A 17,286-nucleotide genomic window follows, 5' to 3' on the forward strand; every position below is an offset into this window, starting at 1 on the left:
GCTCCTTGGGTGCGCCTTTTGAGAGGCTGTCTTAGTTGTTGAGGCGTTATTCGGCTGCGCGCTTGTTGACGAACAGCAACTGTTGGCCGGTAAATTCCAGCAACCCTTCCAGGCCGAACTCGACGCCGAAGCCGGACATCTTGCTGCCGCCGAACGGCGTGTTCGGCTGAATGCGCGCGTGGCAGTTGACCCAGGCCACGCCACTCTCCAGACGGCTGGCCAATGCCTGCGCCTGCTCAACGTCCGGGCCCCAGACAGAACCGCCCAGGCCCATGTCGCCGGCATTGGCGCGGCGCAACACATCCTCGACATCCTGATAAGCGATCAGCGGCAATACCGGCCCGAACTGTTCCTCGTCGACCAGACGCTGGCCATCGGTCACATCCGCCACCAGCGTGGGCGGGTAGAAGAACCCAGGGCGATCCAGGCGTGCGCCGCCACACAGCACCCGCGCACCGTGTGCCCGCGCATCGGCAATCAGGGCGTCCACCAGTTGCAGTTGATCAAGGTTCTGCACCGGACCGAAGTTGACGTCGGGCTCCAGGCCATCACCGACCACCTGGCGCTCGGCAATCCGCGTCAGGGCCTCGGCAAACGCCTGGTACTGGGATTCGTGAATGTACAAGCGCTTGAGTGCGGCGCAGGTCTGGCCCATGTTGAGGAAGGCGGCCTGGAAGATCTCTTCGGCCACCTCCTCCACCGACGTACCCGGCAATACAATCGCCGCGTCGTTGCCGCCCAGTTCCAGGGTAAGGCGCTTGAGGTTGGTGGCGGCCCCGCGCATCACGCTTTGGCCGGTGGCGGTGGAGCCGGTGAACACAATCTTCTGGATCCCCGGGTGCGACGTGATCGCGCTGCCGAAACCCTGCTCGCCGGTCACGCAGTTGATCACACCGTGTGGCACATGGCGCCCGATAATTTCGACCAGGCGCAACGTGCTAAGCGGCGTCAGGCTCGATGGCTTGCTGATCACGCAGTTACCCGCGCGCAGCGCCGGCATGATGTGCCACACGGCGATCATGAAAGGCCAGTTCCACGGCGTGATGGACGCCACCACACCCAAGGGCTTGCGGTGCAGTTCGATGCGCTGGGTCGGGGTTTCTTCCACCAGTTCCACGGCGATCTCCTGCCCGGCGGCGTAGCGGGTCCAGGCGGCGGCGCCCATGACTTCGGAAAACGCCAGCTCAAGCGGTTTTCCTTGCTCCTGCACGATCAGCCGGGCCAGTGCATCAGCGTCCTTTTCGATCGCATCGGCAATCGCATTGAGGTGCTCACAGCGCTGCCCATGGGTACTGTGGCGCCAGGTCTTGAAAGCGGCCTGAGCGGCGGCCACCGCCTCGTCCAACTGGGACAGCGAGCCGGCCGGGCATTGGGCGAATGCGGCGCCGGTGGCCGGATTGATCACGTCAAACTGGCCGTTTTCACCGGCAACCGAAACGCCGTTGATGAGCATCTTGTAATGGTGCATATGCAATTTCCTTTAGCGCAGACGAGCCCTGCCGCACAACGGCAGTGAACAATTCACAGGAGAGAGGTTTCGAACCAGGCCTTAGAGCTTGTGACTGCCCAGGGCCAGGAACCGCTGCGGCGATACCTTGCGCAGGCGCGCGGCGAGATACAGGCCGCCCAGCAGGGCTGCGGGAATCACCGCGCACAAGCTGTAGGACAAGAGCTGGCTGGCCCCCGTGAGCACATCGAAATGCGCCACCGCCAGTACCAGCACGCTCAGCAATGCCAGGCACGACAGCACCGGCAGAATGCGCCCGCGCAGCAGGCCGACCTTGAGTTCGGGGTGCCGATGAAAATACACGCAGATCGCGAACGATGTCATCGCCATTAGCAGGATCACGCACAGGGTTGCCAGGTTGGAGAACCAGGCGAACAGCTGCAGGATCGGGTCGGCGTCCATCGCGGCGAAGATCAAAACCACCACGGCCGCGATCAGGCTCTGCAAGGCAGACCCCATGTGCGGGCTCTGGTGCACGCGGTGAGTGGTGCCCAGCACGCTGTGCAGCAGGCCGTCACGGCCGATAGCGTAGAAGTAGCGCGCCGCAGCGTTATGAAACGCCAACAGCCCGGCGTAGATGCTGACCATAAACAGCACGCGGATGACCTGGGTCAGGTGCGGGCCGACGAAGTGATCGGACATGCCGTAGATAAAGGTGGTGGGGTCTTGCATGGCTTGCAGCATCGGCACGATCTTGTCCGCGCCCACACCCACTACCATCGACCACACCGACAGCGCATAGAACCCGCCGATCAGCAACACCGAACTGTAGGTGGCGATCGGGATGGTACGCTGGGGGTCTTTCGCTTCTTCACCGTAGATGGTGGTGGCCTCGAAGCCGATAAAGGCGGCGAAGCAGAACAGCAGGCCGATGGACGGAGTGCCGCTGAACACATGCTGACGGGTGAACGAGTCGAGATTGACGCCGCTGTCACCCCCGTTTTTCAGAATGGCGAAGTCGAGGATCAGGATCGCCAGGTATTCAGCGATCACCACCAACGACAGTACCCGTGCCGAGAGGTCGATCTTGCGATAGCCGAGAAACGCAATGCTCGCCATCGCCATCAGCGAATAGGACCACCAGGGCAATATCACACCCGCCACGCTTTCCATGGTGCCGGCGACCACGCCACCGAACATGCCATACAGGGCGATCTGCAAGATGTTGTAGGCGAACATCGCCAGCACTGCCGCCGAGCCGCCGGCCAGGCCGCCCAGGCCACGGGAGGTGAAGGCGTAGAAACCGCCCGCGTTGGTGACATGGCGGGACATGGTGGTGTAACCCACCGAGAACGCCAACAGCACCAGCAAGGCCAGCAGCAGTAACGCTGGGGTGCCGGCACCGTTGCCTAGCATGATGCCGATCGGGAACCCACCCGCAATCACGCTAAGCGGACTTGCCGCCGAAATCACAAAGAAGATGATGAAGCCGACACCCAGGGCGCCACGCTTGAGCTCTGTAGAGCTGTTGACCGGCATAGTTACACTCATGTTCTTGACCTTATTGTATGAGGCAGTCGCTGTGGGGTGGCCCCGATCCAGCCGCTATCGGTGCCGGGTAGCGCTTTTATTCTTGAGGTTGCACGCTGGATTCGATCCTATGCCCGCCCACGCAACCCTCGCTATCCCAAATCGGTAACATCGCGGTCAGCGCCCCAAAACAGGTCAGGGCCGACTTATTCCCCTGCCGATTTGGGATAACGGCGCGGGTGCGCGTTCGTGCATGCTAGGTTCACCCGTCCTATGCCTGGCTGACCTGAAGTTGCCGGCGTTGGCCATTCAATTATCGAGCCCACACTATGCCCTCCAAGCACCGCTGGCTGATCCTTGCCATTATTTCCAGCGCATTGCTGCTCATCGTCATTGATATGACCGTGCTGTACACCGCTTTGCCCACACTGACCCGTGAGCTCGGCGCCACGGCCTCGCAAAAGCTCTGGATTATCAATATCTACGCGCTGATCGCCGCTGGCCTGCTGCTGGGCATGGGCACGCTCGGTGATCGCCTGGGGCACAAACGGCTGTTCCTCGGCGGGTTGAGTGTGTTCGGCCTGTTCTCGCTCATCGCTGCATTCTCGCCCTCGGCCAATGTATTGATCGGCGCCCGTGGTGGCCTGGCCGTCGGCGCGGCAATGATGATGCCCGCCACCCTGGCACTGATCCGGCTGACGTTCAGCGACGAGCGCGAACAGGCCATGGCATTTGGTATCTGGGCATCGGTGGCCTCCGGCGGTGCGGCGCTCGGCCCGGTCGTGGGCGGCTTGCTGCTGGAGCATTTCTGGTGGGGCTCGGTGTTTCTGATCAACGTTCCGATTGTGCTGGCGGCGCTGCTGCTCGGGGCGATGCTGATCCATGCTCATCCGGGCAATGCCCAGCGGCACTGGGATTGGCTGGGGTCGCTGCAGGTCATGATCGCGTTGATCAGCCTGGCCTATGCCGTCAAGGAACTCGGCAAACGGTCGCCCTCCTTCGCGGCCATACTGGTGGCGCTACTGCTGGGGGCGTTGTTCATGACACTGTTCATTCGACGTCAGCGCCGCGTCGCGCAGCCAATGCTGGAGTTGTCGCTGTTCGGCATGCCGCTGTTCAGAAATGCCGTGATTGCGGCGCTCGCCTCAGCCGCCGCGTTTATCGGCATGGAGCTAGTGTTCAGCCAGCGCCTGCAATTGGTGTTGGGGATGTCCCCCCTGCAGGCGGCCCTGTTTATCCTGCCGCTGCCACTGGGTTCCTTCGTTGGCGGGCCACTGGCCGGCTACTACCTGTCACGCCTGGGCAATCGACGCATGTTGTTCTGGACCCTGCTGCTCTCGGCCACCGGCATGCTGGCGTACGTGTTGCTGTGCAACGCGGCGGTACCGCTGCAGGTTGCCAGCCTTGCGCTACTGGGCATGGCCATGGGCGCGGCGCTGACGGCAGCTTCCAGCACCATCATGCTCAGCGTCCCCACCGATAAGGCCGGCATGGCCGCATCTATCGAGGAGGTTTCCTTCGAACTGGGCGGTGCCGCCGGGGTGACGCTGGCAGGCAGCCTGTTGTCGGCGATTTATGCCGGGTGTGTCAGCCTGACGATCCCGCCGCGGCTGGGCCTGAACCCCTTGACGTTCGAGAGCCTGGACGACGCGCTGCTGGTCTCTGCAACGTTATCGACCGATGACGCGGCGCTGCTGACGGGGCTGGCACGTTCGGCGTTCGATGCCGGCTTCGTGGCGGTGCTCGCGGTGCTGACAGCCCTGTTGTTGGTTGCGGCGCTGCTGGTCAAGTTCAGCGGGCAGACGGCCGTCATAGCGCGATAACGAGAGAATTACCGAACCGGCCTCCCTAACACCCGAGACCGGCCGATATACGACATACCCAATAAGAAGTCAGTGGCCCGGGCCAACTGATGGTCAACAAGCATGCTGTTCACCTGCGAGATACTCCGATGCTCGACGCCCTCTCCATCCGTTTGAAAATCATCCTGCTTTCCGGCCTGTGCCTTCTGGGCGTAATCGGTCTGATCGTCAGCCTGAACCTCTATCAGAGTAACCAGAACAACCGGTTGATCAGTACGTCCAGCAGCAAGATGCTCACCGAGAGCGGCGAGACCCTGCTGCTGGCCAAGGCCGCCGAGCAGACGGGTAACCTGCAGCGGATCTTCGGCAACAGCCTGCTGCTCATTACCGCCCTGTCCGACCAGGCAGCACATTTGCGTAACATGGCCGCGCAGCGCGGCTTGCCGGCCGCGACGTTGCGTGAGGAGCTGAACCAGAGTCTCAAGGCAACCTTCGAGCGCAATCCGCAGATACTCGGGCTGTGGCTGGTTTTCGAGCCGAATGCGCTGGAGGGTCAAGACAGCGCATTCGCCAACGACGCCGAGCGCGCCTCCAACGAAACCGGCCGCTTTGCCAGTGCCTGGAACCGGGGCGCTGGCGAGTCGGTGAACATACTGATTCCCGAAAGCGATTTGCAGAAGACCGAGCTCAGCATCAGCGGCACCCCCTACAACAGTTGGTACACCTGCCCGCGAGACACACGGCGCACCTGCCTGATGGCGCCCTATGCCGACACCCAGGCCGGGCAGGTACAACTGATGACCACGCTGTCGATACCGTTGATTGCCGATGGCAAGGTGATCGGCGCCCTCGGCGTGGATCTCGCACTCGGCGCCCTGCAAGCGGCCGCAAACGATGCCCAGCGCATGCTGTTCAACGGCTCGGGAAGCATGCTGATCGTGTCCGACAGCGGCGTGCTCGCGGCCTACAGTAAGGATGTCGCCCAGGTTGCCAAGCCGCTCAACGTCGCATTGGGCGAGGAAAGCAAGGCGATACTTGCGGCATTGACGCAAAAAAAACCGCTGGTACTGGCCCAGAATGATTTGATCCGCGCTGTCTACCCCGTCGCACCAATCCCCGACGCGCCAGCTTGGGGGGTGGTCATTGATTTGCCCAAACAAGTCTTGCTGGCCGACTCGGTAGCGCTTCAGACCGTGCTTGACCAGACCCAAACCCGCGACACGCTGGAGTCATTGCTGGTGGCCATCGGCTCCGGGCTGTTGGGCCTGCTGCTCATTTGGTTCACTGCCTCCGGGGTGACGCGCCCGATCAACAGTGTCGCGCAGATGCTCAAGGCAATTGCCAGTGGCGACGGCGACCTGACCCAACGCCTGCACTACCGCAAGAAAGATGAACTGGGCGAACTGGTGAACGGGTTCAACCGTTTCCTCGACAAACTGCAGCCGACTGTGGCGCAGATCAAGCAGAGCATTACCGATGCGCGCGGCACCGCCGACCAGTCTTCGGAAATTGCGCGGCTGACCAGTGAAGGGATGCAGGTGCAATTTCGCGAGATCGATCAACTGGCAACCGCCTCCAACGAAATGAGCGCCACCGCCCATGAAGTCGCCCACAGCGCCTCGAATGCCGCCCAGGCAGCACGCGGTGCCGACCAGGCGTCCAGGGATGGCATCACCCTTATCGAGCGCAGCACCCAGGACATCAATGCGTTGGCCCGCGAGGTCAGCAAGGCCGTGACGGAAGTCGAAGCCCTGGCGGTCAACAGCGAGCAGATCGGTTCGGTGCTGGAAGTGATCCGCAGCATTGCCGAGCAAACCAACCTGCTGGCACTCAACGCTGCGATCGAAGCGGCGCGTGCCGGGGAAAGCGGCCGGGGTTTTGCGGTGGTGGCCGATGAAGTCCGCAACCTGGCCAAGCGCACCCAGGATTCCGTCGAGGAAATCCGCATGGTCATCGAACGCATCCAAACCGGCACGCGGGGCGTGGTGGCGACCATGCATTCCAGCCAGACGCTCGCCCAGGACAACGCCGGGCAGATTCATCAGGCCGTGCAGGCGCTTGGCAAGATCAGCGACGCGGTAACGGTGATCAGCGACATGAACCTGCAGATTGCAAGCGCGGCGGAGGAGCAAAGTGCGGTGGCCGAAGAGGTCAATCGCAACGTCTCGACCATCCGTGGCGTGACCGAGACCCTGACGGAACAGGCCGCCGAGTCGGCGCAGATCAGCAGTCAGCTCAACGCGCGGGCCAATCAACAGATGAAGCTGATGGATCAGTTCCGCGTGTAACACACGGCGGTATGGCGGCGCGTGATGTCTGGGACGGTAATTCGGCGAACAGCGCATGGTACTCAGCCGCAAAATGGCTGAGGTGGTAGAACCCCCACTGGGCCGCGGCATCGCCAATCGAGAGATGCGCGGCCTGGGTGGACATCAAGGTGCGGCGTACGCCATTGAGCCGCACACAGCGAAGGTAGTTCAGCGGCGTGGTCTCGGCCACGGCGCGAAAGCTGTTCTGCACCGTGCGCCGGCTGATCTGGAGGCGTTCGCACAGCTCGAACACACTGGGCACGTCGAACAGCCCGGTGGTCGCCATGCGGTGGCATTTCTCGACGATAAAACTGCGCGTGGAACTGCTCGTGCGCTGCTGCTTATCGCAGGCCGGATCGGTCATGAGCTGCATCAACTCGCTGAGCATGGCCTGCTCCAGCGCCTCGTCGTGTTGCCGCTCTTGTGCGCTGTCGTGAGCATCGCTGGCCATCGCCTGGGCGAACACCGCCAGCAAGCGCCGACGGGCATCGGCGAAACGTTGGCTGGAAACCCTGATCACCGGCTGACGCAGCAACAGGCTCACATCCTTGGCCGACGCGGTTTGCGCCAGCGCCTGCTCGAACAATTCACGCTCGAACGTGATGGACAGCAGCTGCATGCCCATCGGCATATGAAACATGAACTCCTCGCCACCGCGCAGAAAGAACAGGCTGCTGTCGTCCACCTCGCGCCCCTGCATTCGCATCGAGCCGGGCACGTTGATCGGCACCGCGAAGCACATCTTGCCCCGCGGCGCGACACCGTGCTGCACGACACGCTGGTTGATCTGCTCAAGGAAAACGTGGCAACCGCCGGTGGTCAACTGCATCAGCGAACTCTCGGTCGAACCGGCGGTTAACTGGCTGTAGTCCTGGTTCCACTGCTGCACGTTGGCCGCATGAACGTGAACATCCTTAAAATGACCGACGCTGTTATTTCTCATAATGAGCGATACCCTCGGATATTTTTTATTTTAAGGTCGATTTATTTATAGATATTCTCACATAGCGCAATTAATGCAAATTTCGTGAAAGCTTCAGTTCACGCCGCCTCACCTGCGTCGGCGCCCCACATGTGCCGATTCGGGCTACCAGCCTTACCCGCGTCGCGTAGATGATCAGGCCACATCAATCAACATCGCAGAGAATCCGTCATGAGTGAAGCCAAGCTTGCAGCCCTGCATTTCGCCGATGCACCGCACATCACCTCCAGCACGCTCCCCGGCCCCAAAACGTGCGAGGCCCTGGCGCTTTCGGCGCGTACCGAGTCGATGGCGCGCGGCGGTGGACGCATGCCGATCGCCATGGACAGAGCCTTCGGCGCAACCTTCAAGGACCCGGACGGCAACACCTACATCGACCTGTCCGCCGGCGTCGGTGTCAGCAGCGTAGGCCGCTGCCACCCCAAAGTGGTGCAGGCGATTCGCGAACAGTCCGAAGTGCTGATGCATGCCCTGGAAATCAACAGCACCCGGCGTACCGAGCTGGCCGCCAAGCTGTCCGAAATCGCGCCCGAGGGTTTGCGTGGCGACTGCATCACCTTCTTCACACAAAGCGGCAGTGATGCACTGGAAGCGGCGATCAAGTTTGCCAAGCGCATCACCGGGCGGCACCAGATCATCGCCTTTCACGGCGGATACCATGGCGTGTGGAACGCTTCGGGTTCGCTGACCACTGGCACGGCCTACCGCAAAGGTTTTGGCGCGCAAATGGGTGGCGTGATTCACGCCCCCTACCCTTACGCCTACCGTTTCCCTTTCGACACCACCCACAAAAGCGCCGAGCAGATCGCCGGCGAGTACATCGACTACCTGTTGAACACTCCCTACACCGCCGCCGATGACGTGGCAGCCGTGATCGTGGAACCGGTACAGGGCGAAGGCGGCTACGTGCCCCCATCGCCGGAATTCCTGCAATTGCTGCGCAAGGCCTGCGACCGCAGCGGCACACTGCTGATCGTCGATGAAGTGCAGTCCGGCGCGGGGCGCACCGGCAAAATGTGGGCGGTCGAACATTCCGGCGTGCAGCCCGACATGCTCACCTTCGGTAAGGGCATCGGCAGCGACCTGCCCATGGCCGGCCTGATCATGCGCTCGGACCTGGCAGCGAAAATCCCCGACGGTTCCATGCCCAACACGTTCGCCGCCAACTCGTTGTCGGCCGCCGTGGCTCTGACCAACATCAGTATCCTGCAGGATCCTGAACTCGACCTGCTCAACCGCGCCCACACGCTGGGGCTGGAGGCACAGGCGCATATTCGTGGCTTCAACAGCCCGTTGGTCGGTGAAGTGCGCGGGCGCGGCCTGATGATCGGCATCGAACTGGTCGAAGACCCGCTCACCAAGGCGCCCCTGGCGGGCGAGAAGATCGGCCAACTGATGGGCTATCTGCTCAACCACGGCGTGCTGATGATTCCCTGTGGCCGCTACAGCAACGTGATGCGTGTGATGCCGTCGCTGACGATATCCCGCGAACTGTTCTTCAAGGCACTGGACATCTTCGGCGACGCCCTGGCTTCCCTCAAAGCATGATCTTGTCCATTACTGGAGGACCGCAACATGACTGAGCACTTGAATCATTTCATCGAAGGTGCGTCGTGCGAAGCCTTCGACCGTCGTCGTATAAACCTGGTCAACCCCGTGACTGAACAGGTGTACTGCAGCTCCGCGCGTGGCACCAGTGAGGACGTGGACCGTGCCGTGTCGGCTGCGCGCCAGCAACTTGAAGACGGTGAGTGGAGCCAACTCGACGGTGCCCAACGTGGCCGACTGCTGTCGAAACTGGCCGACCTGGTGGAGCGCGACACCGAGCTGCTGGCCGATATGGATGCCGACGCCATTGGACGCTCGCCGATCGAACCGCGCCGGATGGACCTGCCCAACGCGATTGCCAACCTGCGCGCCGCCGCCGGCTGGGCCAACCAGCTTGAAGGCCGCACCATTCCCACTGGTGGCTACTTTGGCACCAAGACCTTGTCGTACACGGTACGCGAGCCCGTCGGCGTAGTCGGTGCCATCGTGCCCTGGAACTCGCCGCTGATGATCACCGTGTGGAAGCTCGCTGCATTGCTGGCGGCTGGCTGCACCGTCGTAATCAAACCATCGGAAGAAACCCCGCAGTCGGCCCTGCACCTGGCGCTGCTGGCGCAAGAAGCGGGCTTCCCGGACGGCGTGATCAACGTGGTCACCGGCTACGGCAACGAGGTCGGTCGCGCCCTGTGCGAACACCCGGATGTCGCCAAGATCAGCTTCACCGGCAGTCCCGAGGCCGGGCGTGAAATCCAGCGCACCGCCGGTGTGTTGTTCAAGCGCGTGGCCTTGGAATTGGGCGGCAAGAGCCCGCAGATTGTGTTCGACGATGCCTCCTTCGACGACGCCCTGCGCGGTTGTACGCTCGGTCTGTTTGCCAACCAGGGCCAGGTGTGTGCGGCCGGTTCGCGGATCCTGGTGCAGCGCAGCCTCGCCGAACGTTTCGGTGCCGCACTGGCCGAGGCCGCACAGGCGGTAACCGTGGGCGATCCTCGCGAGCCCGGCGTACAGATGGGCCCAGTGGCCAAGAAGGCGCAATTCGATCGCGTCAACCGCTACATCCAACTGGGTATCGACCAAGGCGCCACACTGCTCGCCGGCGGCGTCTCGGCGCCTAAGAAGGGCTGGTTCGTGCGCCCGACGATCTTCGCCAACGCCCGCAACGACATGGAAATCGCCCGGGACGAGATCTTCGGTCCTGTCGGCACGCTGATCTCGTTCGACAGCGAAGACGAAGCGATAGCCCTGGCCAACGACAGCAGCTACGGCCTCGCGGCCACGGTCTGGACCAGCGATCTGGTCAAAGCGCACCGTGTCGCGGCAGCGGTGAAAGCCGGCGCCGTGGGTATCAACTGCTGGAGCCCATTGGACGCCAACCTGCCTTGGGGCGGCGTCAAGACCAGCGGTATCGGGCGTGAAGGCGGGTTCAGCGGCGCGCTGGCCTACACCGAGGAGAAAGTCATCACCGTGCTGCTGCCGGCCTGAGCACACGCCTTGACCTGACCGAGCCACCCTCCAACGTTGAGGGTGGCCATTGAACCGTGCATCGCTCCGTGGAGAGCCTGATATGAACCCAATAGATCAACCGACAATCGATCGGTACCCGACCCCCCTGCGCGTGTTGCACTGGGTGCGTGCCGTGCTCGTCCTGGGCCTGCTGTGGGTCGGCTGGCACATGACCGGCATGAATGATGAAGTGGCGAGCAAATACGAGCTCTATTACCCGTGGCACAAGTCCTTCGGAGTGTTGACGTTCCTGGTGGTCCTGACTCAGCTCGCCGTGCGTTTTCGTACCCCCAAGCTGCCGCAGCCGCTGGAAACCCTGGCGGGGTATGAACGGTTCCTGTCACGCCTGACCCAGCGCGTAATGTACGTGCTGTTGGTGATCGTGCCGTTGATGGGCTACTCCATGTCGAGCACCTACACGATGAGCGACGGGGTGTTCTTTTTCGGGGTTAACCTGCCGGAACTGTTGCCAAAGAATGACGATTGGTTTGCGGTGTTCCAATGGCTGCACAAAGTCCTCGCCTATACGTTGCTGGTCCTGATCGTGCTGCATGTGGCGGGCGCCCTCAAGCATCGCTTCTACGACCGCGACCCGCGCAACGACGTGTTGCGCCGCATGCTCTGACGGGATGAGGCGACCGGTGAGTTTGTTTACAACTTGGCGACCCGACCGCTCGCTGAACGGGTCGACTTGAGCAGCACAGAGCAAATCGGTATTGATGAGTTTGCGTTGACAGGACTGCCGCCGGTACCCAGTTTGGGCGTACACCGAAAGCCATCCAGAGCCATACTGGATTTCGTCAGGAATCGCCATTCGTGATCGCTTATGTACGGCGTCTGAGTGGGGGCAAAATTGGGGGCATATTAAGATTTTTTCAAACTGAAACTACCGAGTTAGAGCCCAGTCGAAATGTTTTTTGGCGATCCTGAGAGTCTTTAGGCGTTGTCGGGCAGGCTGTTTAGCTGAGCATTTCTGGCTTTTCATGGGCATGGAGATCCTTTATTTCCAAGTCCGCCAGTCCCGCTGCCTCACCGAAATCGCCATCAACTTATTTTGGCCCAGCAAATGCAAACGGGCCCCGTCAATAAATGGTTCCGACACCTGATGTTCGATCCGTTCAGCGATTAACTGCGCGCATAGCCTTTACTGCCAATGCGAAAACCTTGGAGCGCAGGTGCGACACCCTCGGCCAGACCGCATGCACATCAACGTTACCGAAAAACGACTTGCGACACGAAGCAGACATTAGTGCAGGTAAATAAGCCCGTCGCTTTTCTTCCTTTGGCCTCGTTTTTTTCCACTAGATTTGAGGTTGCTCGCCGAGCACTCCGATAGAATCAGGCAATACTAAAATCGAATCAGGCATAGTTCCCAACCACTCTGCGCCCTAGCATAGCCTGACCTTATATATTCAGGAGTGCGCCCCATGCGTGCAGAAAAAACCATTTTTATCACGGGCGTTAGTAGCGGCTTTGGCCAGGCCCTGGCTAAGGAAGCTCTCGCTCAGGGCCATCGAGTGATCGGCACTGTTCGCAGCGAATCCTCTCTGGCAACGTTCCAAACGCTCTTGCCTGAGAGAGCCCATGGCGTGGTGCTGGACGTTACCCACTTTAATGCCATCGACGCCGTCGTCGCCGCTGTTGAGGATCAGTATGGCCCGGTGGACGTGCTGGTTAACAACGCGGGTTATGGCCACGAAGGGGTTTTCGAGGAGTCGTCGTTGGAGGAAATGCGCCGTCAGTTCGACGTCAATGTATTCGGCGCGGTGGCGATGACCAAGGCGTTTGTGCCCTTTTTTCGCCAGCGACGGGCGGGGCATATCCTCAATATCACGTCCATGGGTGGCTATATCACCATGCCAGGTATTGCTTACTACTGCGGCAGCAAATTTGCCCTGGAGGGCATCTCTGATACGTTGAACAAGGAGCTTGCACCCTTCAATATTTTTGTAACGGCCGTGGCGCCGGGGTCTTTCCGAACGGACTGGGCAGGTCGTTCGATGCAGCGTACGCCGCGCAGCATCAGTGACTACGATGCGACCTTCGACCCGGTGCGAAAAGCCCGTGAGGAAAAAAGCGGCCTTCAACTGGGCGACCCGCAGAAAGCCGCACGCGCCATGATGACTATTATCACCAGCCCTAACCCGCCGGCTCAACTGCTGCTGGGCAGCGACGCCCTGGCTCTGGTGCGTGACAAGTTGCACCGGACGGCGGAGAGTATTGAGCAATGGGAAGCGCTGAGTTGTTCCACGGACGGCTGAGCATAACAGTGGAGAACGTGCAATCGATGCCGAAGCCCAAGAACCCTAGCACTGCGCGTATGGTGCAGTTGATGGGCCAGCTTGCACCGCTGGAGGGTTACAACCTGAGTCCGCTGGATGATGTGCGTTTTCTGCGTTCCAACCGGCCGCTGACGCGCACGCCGGTTTTATATGAACCGGGCATCGTCATCCTCTGTCAGGGGCAGAAACGCGGCTATCTGGGTGATGAAGTTTACATCTATGACGCCCAGCATTATCTGGTGGTGTCAGTGCCAGTGCCTTTTACAATGGAGACCGACGCTAGCGAGGCGGAGCCAATGCTGGCGGTGTACATACGTCTGGATTTCAATCTGGCCGCCGAGCTGATTCAGCAGGTAGATGAGGTATGGAACATCGGCGTGGCTCAGCCTATGGGCATGTACGCCTCGCCCATGGACGAACCGCTGCGCCAGTCAACCCTGCGTTTTCTGGAAGTCATGGGCGACTGCACCGACGCGCAAATCCTCGGACCAGCGATGTTGCGCGAACTCTACTACCGCATCCTCACTGGCGAACAAGGCGGCACCCTACGCGCGGCTATCGCACAGCAGGGTCAGTTCGGCAAAGTGACGCGCGCCATTCACAAAATCCACCGCTGTTACCAAGAGCGTCTGGATGTAGAAATCCTCGCTCAGGAAGCGCAGATGAGCGTGCCTAACTTTCATCTACATTTTCGCAAGGTGACCGATTCCTCGCCTATGCAGTACCTCAAGTCGACGCGGTTGCATCAAGCGCGATTACTGATGCTGCGTAACGACCTGACAGCGGCCAAGTCGGCATTTCTGGTGGGTTATGAAAGTGCTTCGCAATTTAGCCGCGATTTCAAGCGCCTCTTTGGACGCACGCCAATAGCGGAGGTGGCGTGGATGAAGCAGGCTTATGCGTTGCCGGCACCGACAACCCCTTCGCCCTTCGTGTCATCACACTGAGCTTCAAACAATCCTGCCTTGCCCGTCGCCAGTAGGCTTGGGAACGTGCGGATGGCGTGCCTGCCGACACAGCGGGCGAGTGAAGTTTCACATCTGCTGCCGCATAGATGAACACCCATCCAGGACTTGTATATTCAGGTGCCTATCAGAAAAGTTATCGCTCTACGGCGATGCATTTGATCTCCACGAGAAGGCCGGGGCGAGCCAGTTCACCGACACCTATGCATGTCCATGCACAAGTACTCCGAGGAAAGACTTTATCCTTCACGTGTCTAAAAATTGGCATGTGGCGGTGCATATCGACGTGATAAGTTGTCATTTCGACGACATCTTCAAATTCGCAGCCGCCGGCCTCCAAGACGAGCCGAAGATTGTCCCATGCTGCCAAAAACTGCTGCTCTGGGTCTTCGATAACTGATAATTCCGGCGTCCGGCCTACCTGGCCAGCGCAGTATAGAGTCTTTCCTACCTTTACAGCTGGTGCATAACCAGCATGTTCGCAGAGCAATTTCATGCCTTCTGGAACAATGAGCTGACGATCAGTCATGGTTGTGGAGCCCAAAATATAAACGGATACGAAAGCTAACTCACGTGCCAGAACAGCGCCCACTCGGGCCACGGGTCAACCCAGCCTCATAAAACCGCATTCGCCACTCTAGCAATCCGGGCCAGTAAGCGAACGACAGACCACTAATAAATAAAGGCGAGCATTGGCTTAGCTGCTGTATCCATAGAAATACTAGCCATGCGGCGAAAGAGCTATCGAGATCCGCCCGTTTAACGCCTTTACTCTGAAATTGACTTGTCGAGAAGGTGGCTGTCGACTGAAGAGGACTTGCGACGGCGGAAAATTCGTATGCCAGTCGACCGTAGCGGTGCTCTAACAATCTCAATCGGTAACCAGGTGAGGGTTATTGGGGAAAGAGCCACTGCGGTAGCGAACGCATTCAATCCCTCTTTGCAGATCACGTCAGAAGAGAATTCGCTTTCCTCGCCATTGAAAGTACACACGATTCGCTCATCAAAGGACTTTGAGTAGGGCCGTCTACCCTCCTCACTTCCGCAGATGTGTTTAATAACCTCACTGCCCTCCAGAACGTTTCGATCAGGGAAGTTGAAGTCCGCGATATCCAGGCCGCTGGCTCGCGTACATGGCAATGATCGGCCTGGTCTGCTGAAAGCACCGTCGGCGTTCCCGCGCCGTGCCAACGATTGAAGCAGTGCTCGTATCTCCGGCCGGCATGACAGGTTTGTGGTCGATTCCGATAACAGATGAGCCCGGGTTGTATCCGGCTCCTGCACAGATGATCTGGACTGGGCCTGCAATTGGGATTGGAAATCTGCTCCATGGGCCGTTGCCGACTTCTTATTTCCCGAAGTCGGCAACACTGATGAAGCTGGCGGTACCGCAGATATATCGGTCATGGGGACGCCTCATATCAGGTCTGGTGTCATGAGTCTCGCCAGCATTCCTGGCGTGGCTGTTCAGTTTTTGCGCCATCAGATCCCGCTGAACCAGTTGTATCCCTGGTCTTCCCAATACCCACCCGGGTTGTCGTTGCTCACGAAAATCTCGACAACATGCTTGGGGTTTTTGAATCCCAATTTGGTGGGTACTCGAACCCGCAGCGGATAGCCGTACTCGGGCGGCAACGCGACATCGGTGTAATCCAGCGCCAGCAGTGTCTGTGGGTGCAAGGCCGTCGGCATGTCCAGACTGGAGTAGTAACGATCAGCACATTTGAAACCGACAAATTTCGCTGTGGTGTCGGCGCCGATGTGTTCCAGGAAGGTTTTCAGCGGTACACCTCCCCATTGCCCGATGGCGCTCCAGCCTTCAACACAGATCAAACGGGTGATATCGCTACGTTGCGGCAGTTTGCGTAAGCTTTCGAGTGTCCAGGGGGCCTTGTCCCTGACCCGGCCGGAGACGGCGAGCGAGTAACTGGCGAGGTCCACCTCAGGGATATCGTCCTGACCATAGAATGCGTTGAACGGAAACGGCGTAGTGATCTGGGCGCGGGTGAAGGTCGGTGCCAGTTTCTGTCCGCTGAACAGCCACGCCTGGACCCGGTCGTTCCAGCGCGACATGGCCCAAAGTACTTTGTCGACCTGATCGCCGTCCTGCAGGTTGCAACCGGTCAGCATCGACATCGCGCCCACCGTCAGGCCGGCCCGAAGAAAATGCCGGCGCTGAATGTTTTCCAGTTCAAGCTGTTGCGCAGGTTCAAGCCTGACGCGCTGAACAGTTTTTCTAAGTTCAGTCATGGCCATTTTCCCCGGCATCAAGAGACCGCACTCCACCCGTAATCATTGGCAGCAGGGTTTTCGGTACCAAAATCACCAAGATCAGATGAATCACGACGAATGCAGCAATCATCGCCATCGCCCCGAAATGTACATAACGTGCAATGTCATAGCCGCCCAGTAGCGCGACCAACTCTTGAAGTTGAATGGGTTTCCAGATCGCTACGCCCGAGATGACGACGAGTGCGCCTGCCGCCAGCACGATCCAGTACATCAGGCGCTGCACTGTGTTGTAGACACCCTGTTCATGCACCAGCCGTAAGCGCAAAGCGTCCGTAAAATCATGCTTCAAGGCGGCAAGCCCGACGGGCAGCAGCTCGCGTTTGAAATGGCGACTGACCAACCCGTACAGCACATAGATTGCGCCGTTGATCAGCAGCAGCCACATGAATGCGAAATGCCAGGCCAGCGACCCGCCCAGCCATCCGCCCACGGTCACCGCCACCGGAAACCTGAAGCTGAACAGTGGCGAGGCGTTGTAAATGGACCAACCGCTCATGAACATGCAGACCATGCAAACGGCGTTGAGCCAGTGGGTGAGGCGAACCGGCCAGGGATGAAGCTTTTTCTGTCTCACGTGGTTCCCCTTGCAAACCATCCATGTAGCGGAGCGTTGCCAGACGGCAGCG

At 60.0% G+C, this 17,286-nt stretch carries 13 protein-coding genes and 1 pseudogene; 8 read left to right on the forward strand and 6 right to left on the reverse strand.

What is annotated here, in order from left to right:
- Positions 1 to 46: 46 nt before the first annotated feature.
- On the reverse strand, positions 47 to 1,468 hold the full coding sequence (locus FBY10_RS25135; RefSeq protein ID WP_099491963.1) for an aldehyde dehydrogenase family protein: 1,422 nt from the start codon (positions 1,466 to 1,468) through the stop codon (positions 47 to 49).
- Positions 1,469 to 1,549: 81 nt separating this feature from the next.
- On the reverse strand, positions 1,550 to 2,998 hold the full coding sequence (locus FBY10_RS25140; protein WP_145338160.1) for an APC family permease: 1,449 nt from the start codon (positions 2,996 to 2,998) through the stop codon (positions 1,550 to 1,552).
- Positions 2,999 to 3,306: 308 nt separating this feature from the next.
- On the opposite strand from FBY10_RS25140, the gene FBY10_RS25145 reads away from it, so the two are divergent.
- The 3 genes and pseudogenes from FBY10_RS25145 to FBY10_RS32325 all read left to right on the forward strand — a co-directional run bounded on the left by FBY10_RS25145 (position 3,307) and on the right by FBY10_RS32325 (position 7,067).
- Positions 3,307 to 4,800, forward strand: coding sequence for an MFS transporter (locus tag FBY10_RS25145; RefSeq protein WP_145338161.1), 1,494 nt, complete (start codon positions 3,307 to 3,309; stop codon positions 4,798 to 4,800).
- A gap of 401 nt (positions 4,801 to 5,201) precedes the next feature.
- A pseudogene (locus tag FBY10_RS32320) lies at positions 5,202 to 6,209 on the forward strand (HAMP domain-containing protein); the annotation flags it as partial.
- Positions 6,210 to 6,311: 102 nt separating this feature from the next.
- The gene (locus FBY10_RS32325) at positions 6,312 to 7,067 is read left to right on the forward strand and encodes a methyl-accepting chemotaxis protein (protein WP_370623266.1); all 756 of its coding nucleotides are present in this window, start codon (positions 6,312 to 6,314) and stop codon (positions 7,065 to 7,067) included.
- On the opposite strand, the gene FBY10_RS25155 is transcribed toward FBY10_RS32325, so the two are convergent.
- On the reverse strand, positions 7,015 to 8,031 hold the full coding sequence (locus FBY10_RS25155) for a helix-turn-helix domain-containing protein (protein ID WP_099491959.1): 1,017 nt from the start codon (positions 8,029 to 8,031) through the stop codon (positions 7,015 to 7,017). The genes FBY10_RS32325 and FBY10_RS25155 overlap by 53 nt on opposite strands.
- A 210-nt stretch (positions 8,032 to 8,241) precedes the next feature.
- Between FBY10_RS25155 and FBY10_RS25160 the strand changes: the two genes are divergently transcribed.
- The 5 genes from FBY10_RS25160 to FBY10_RS25185 all read left to right on the forward strand — a co-directional run bounded on the left by FBY10_RS25160 (position 8,242) and on the right by FBY10_RS25185 (position 14,350).
- Positions 8,242 to 9,618 (forward strand): aspartate aminotransferase family protein, encoded by a 1,377-nt coding sequence (locus FBY10_RS25160; protein ID WP_145338163.1) that lies wholly within the window; start codon positions 8,242 to 8,244, stop codon positions 9,616 to 9,618.
- 27 nt (positions 9,619 to 9,645) lie between these two features.
- Positions 9,646 to 11,100, forward strand: coding sequence for an aldehyde dehydrogenase family protein (locus FBY10_RS25165; protein WP_145338164.1), 1,455 nt, complete (start codon positions 9,646 to 9,648; stop codon positions 11,098 to 11,100).
- An 82-nt stretch (positions 11,101 to 11,182) separates the two neighbouring features.
- Positions 11,183 to 11,746: a cytochrome b gene (locus tag FBY10_RS25170; protein WP_145338165.1), complete on the forward strand. Its 564-nt coding sequence runs from the start codon at positions 11,183 to 11,185 to the stop codon at positions 11,744 to 11,746.
- An 802-nt stretch (positions 11,747 to 12,548) separates the two neighbouring features.
- Complete coding sequence (locus FBY10_RS25180; RefSeq protein WP_145338166.1) at positions 12,549 to 13,382, forward strand: oxidoreductase; 834 nt, start codon at positions 12,549 to 12,551, stop codon at positions 13,380 to 13,382.
- A gap of 26 nt (positions 13,383 to 13,408) precedes the next feature.
- Positions 13,409 to 14,350, forward strand: a complete 942-nt coding sequence (locus FBY10_RS25185; RefSeq protein ID WP_145338167.1) for an AraC family transcriptional regulator — start codon at positions 13,409 to 13,411, stop codon at positions 14,348 to 14,350.
- A 154-nt stretch (positions 14,351 to 14,504) separates the two neighbouring features.
- Here FBY10_RS25185 and FBY10_RS25190 read toward each other — a convergent pair whose 3' ends face one another.
- The 3 genes from FBY10_RS25190 to FBY10_RS25200 form a co-directional block, all read right to left on the reverse strand.
- On the reverse strand, positions 14,505 to 14,897 hold the full coding sequence (locus FBY10_RS25190; protein ID WP_145338168.1) for a RidA family protein: 393 nt from the start codon (positions 14,895 to 14,897) through the stop codon (positions 14,505 to 14,507).
- A 953-nt stretch (positions 14,898 to 15,850) separates the two neighbouring features.
- Complete coding sequence (locus FBY10_RS25195) at positions 15,851 to 16,618, reverse strand: molybdopterin-dependent oxidoreductase (protein WP_145338169.1); 768 nt, start codon at positions 16,616 to 16,618, stop codon at positions 15,851 to 15,853.
- Positions 16,611 to 17,234, reverse strand: a complete 624-nt coding sequence (locus FBY10_RS25200) for a cytochrome b/b6 domain-containing protein (RefSeq protein WP_145338170.1) — start codon at positions 17,232 to 17,234, stop codon at positions 16,611 to 16,613. The genes FBY10_RS25195 and FBY10_RS25200 overlap by 8 nt, the downstream gene beginning before the upstream one ends.
- Positions 17,235 to 17,286 lie beyond the last annotated feature (52 nt).

This window comes from Pseudomonas sp. SJZ103 (assembly GCF_007828335.1).
Lineage (GTDB): Bacteria > Pseudomonadota > Gammaproteobacteria > Pseudomonadales > Pseudomonadaceae > Aquipseudomonas.

Excerpts from the sequence above, each read along its gene's own strand:
- FBY10_RS25145 (WP_145338161.1), top strand. The coding sequence starts at position 3,307 with ATGCCCTCCAAGCACCGCTGGCTGATCCTTGCCATTATTTCCAGCGCA.
- FBY10_RS25170 (WP_145338165.1), top strand. The coding sequence starts at position 11,183 with ATGAACCCAATAGATCAACCGACAATCGATCGGTACCCGACCCCCCTG.
- FBY10_RS32325 (WP_370623266.1), top strand. The coding sequence starts at position 6,312 with ATGCAGGTGCAATTTCGCGAGATCGATCAACTGGCAACCGCCTCCAAC.
- FBY10_RS25135 (WP_099491963.1), bottom strand. The coding sequence starts at position 1,468 with ATGCACCATTACAAGATGCTCATCAACGGCGTTTCGGTTGCCGGTGAA.
- FBY10_RS25160 (WP_145338163.1), top strand. The coding sequence starts at position 8,242 with ATGAGTGAAGCCAAGCTTGCAGCCCTGCATTTCGCCGATGCACCGCAC.
- FBY10_RS25195 (WP_145338169.1), bottom strand. The coding sequence starts at position 16,618 with ATGACTGAACTTAGAAAAACTGTTCAGCGCGTCAGGCTTGAACCTGCG.
- FBY10_RS25140 (WP_145338160.1), bottom strand. The coding sequence starts at position 2,998 with ATGAGTGTAACTATGCCGGTCAACAGCTCTACAGAGCTCAAGCGTGGC.
- FBY10_RS25165 (WP_145338164.1), top strand. The coding sequence starts at position 9,646 with ATGACTGAGCACTTGAATCATTTCATCGAAGGTGCGTCGTGCGAAGCC.
- FBY10_RS25185 (WP_145338167.1), top strand. The coding sequence starts at position 13,409 with ATGCCGAAGCCCAAGAACCCTAGCACTGCGCGTATGGTGCAGTTGATG.
- FBY10_RS25190 (WP_145338168.1), bottom strand. The coding sequence starts at position 14,897 with ATGACTGATCGTCAGCTCATTGTTCCAGAAGGCATGAAATTGCTCTGC.
- FBY10_RS25155 (WP_099491959.1), bottom strand. The coding sequence starts at position 8,031 with ATGAGAAATAACAGCGTCGGTCATTTTAAGGATGTTCACGTTCATGCG.
- FBY10_RS25180 (WP_145338166.1), top strand. The coding sequence starts at position 12,549 with ATGCGTGCAGAAAAAACCATTTTTATCACGGGCGTTAGTAGCGGCTTT.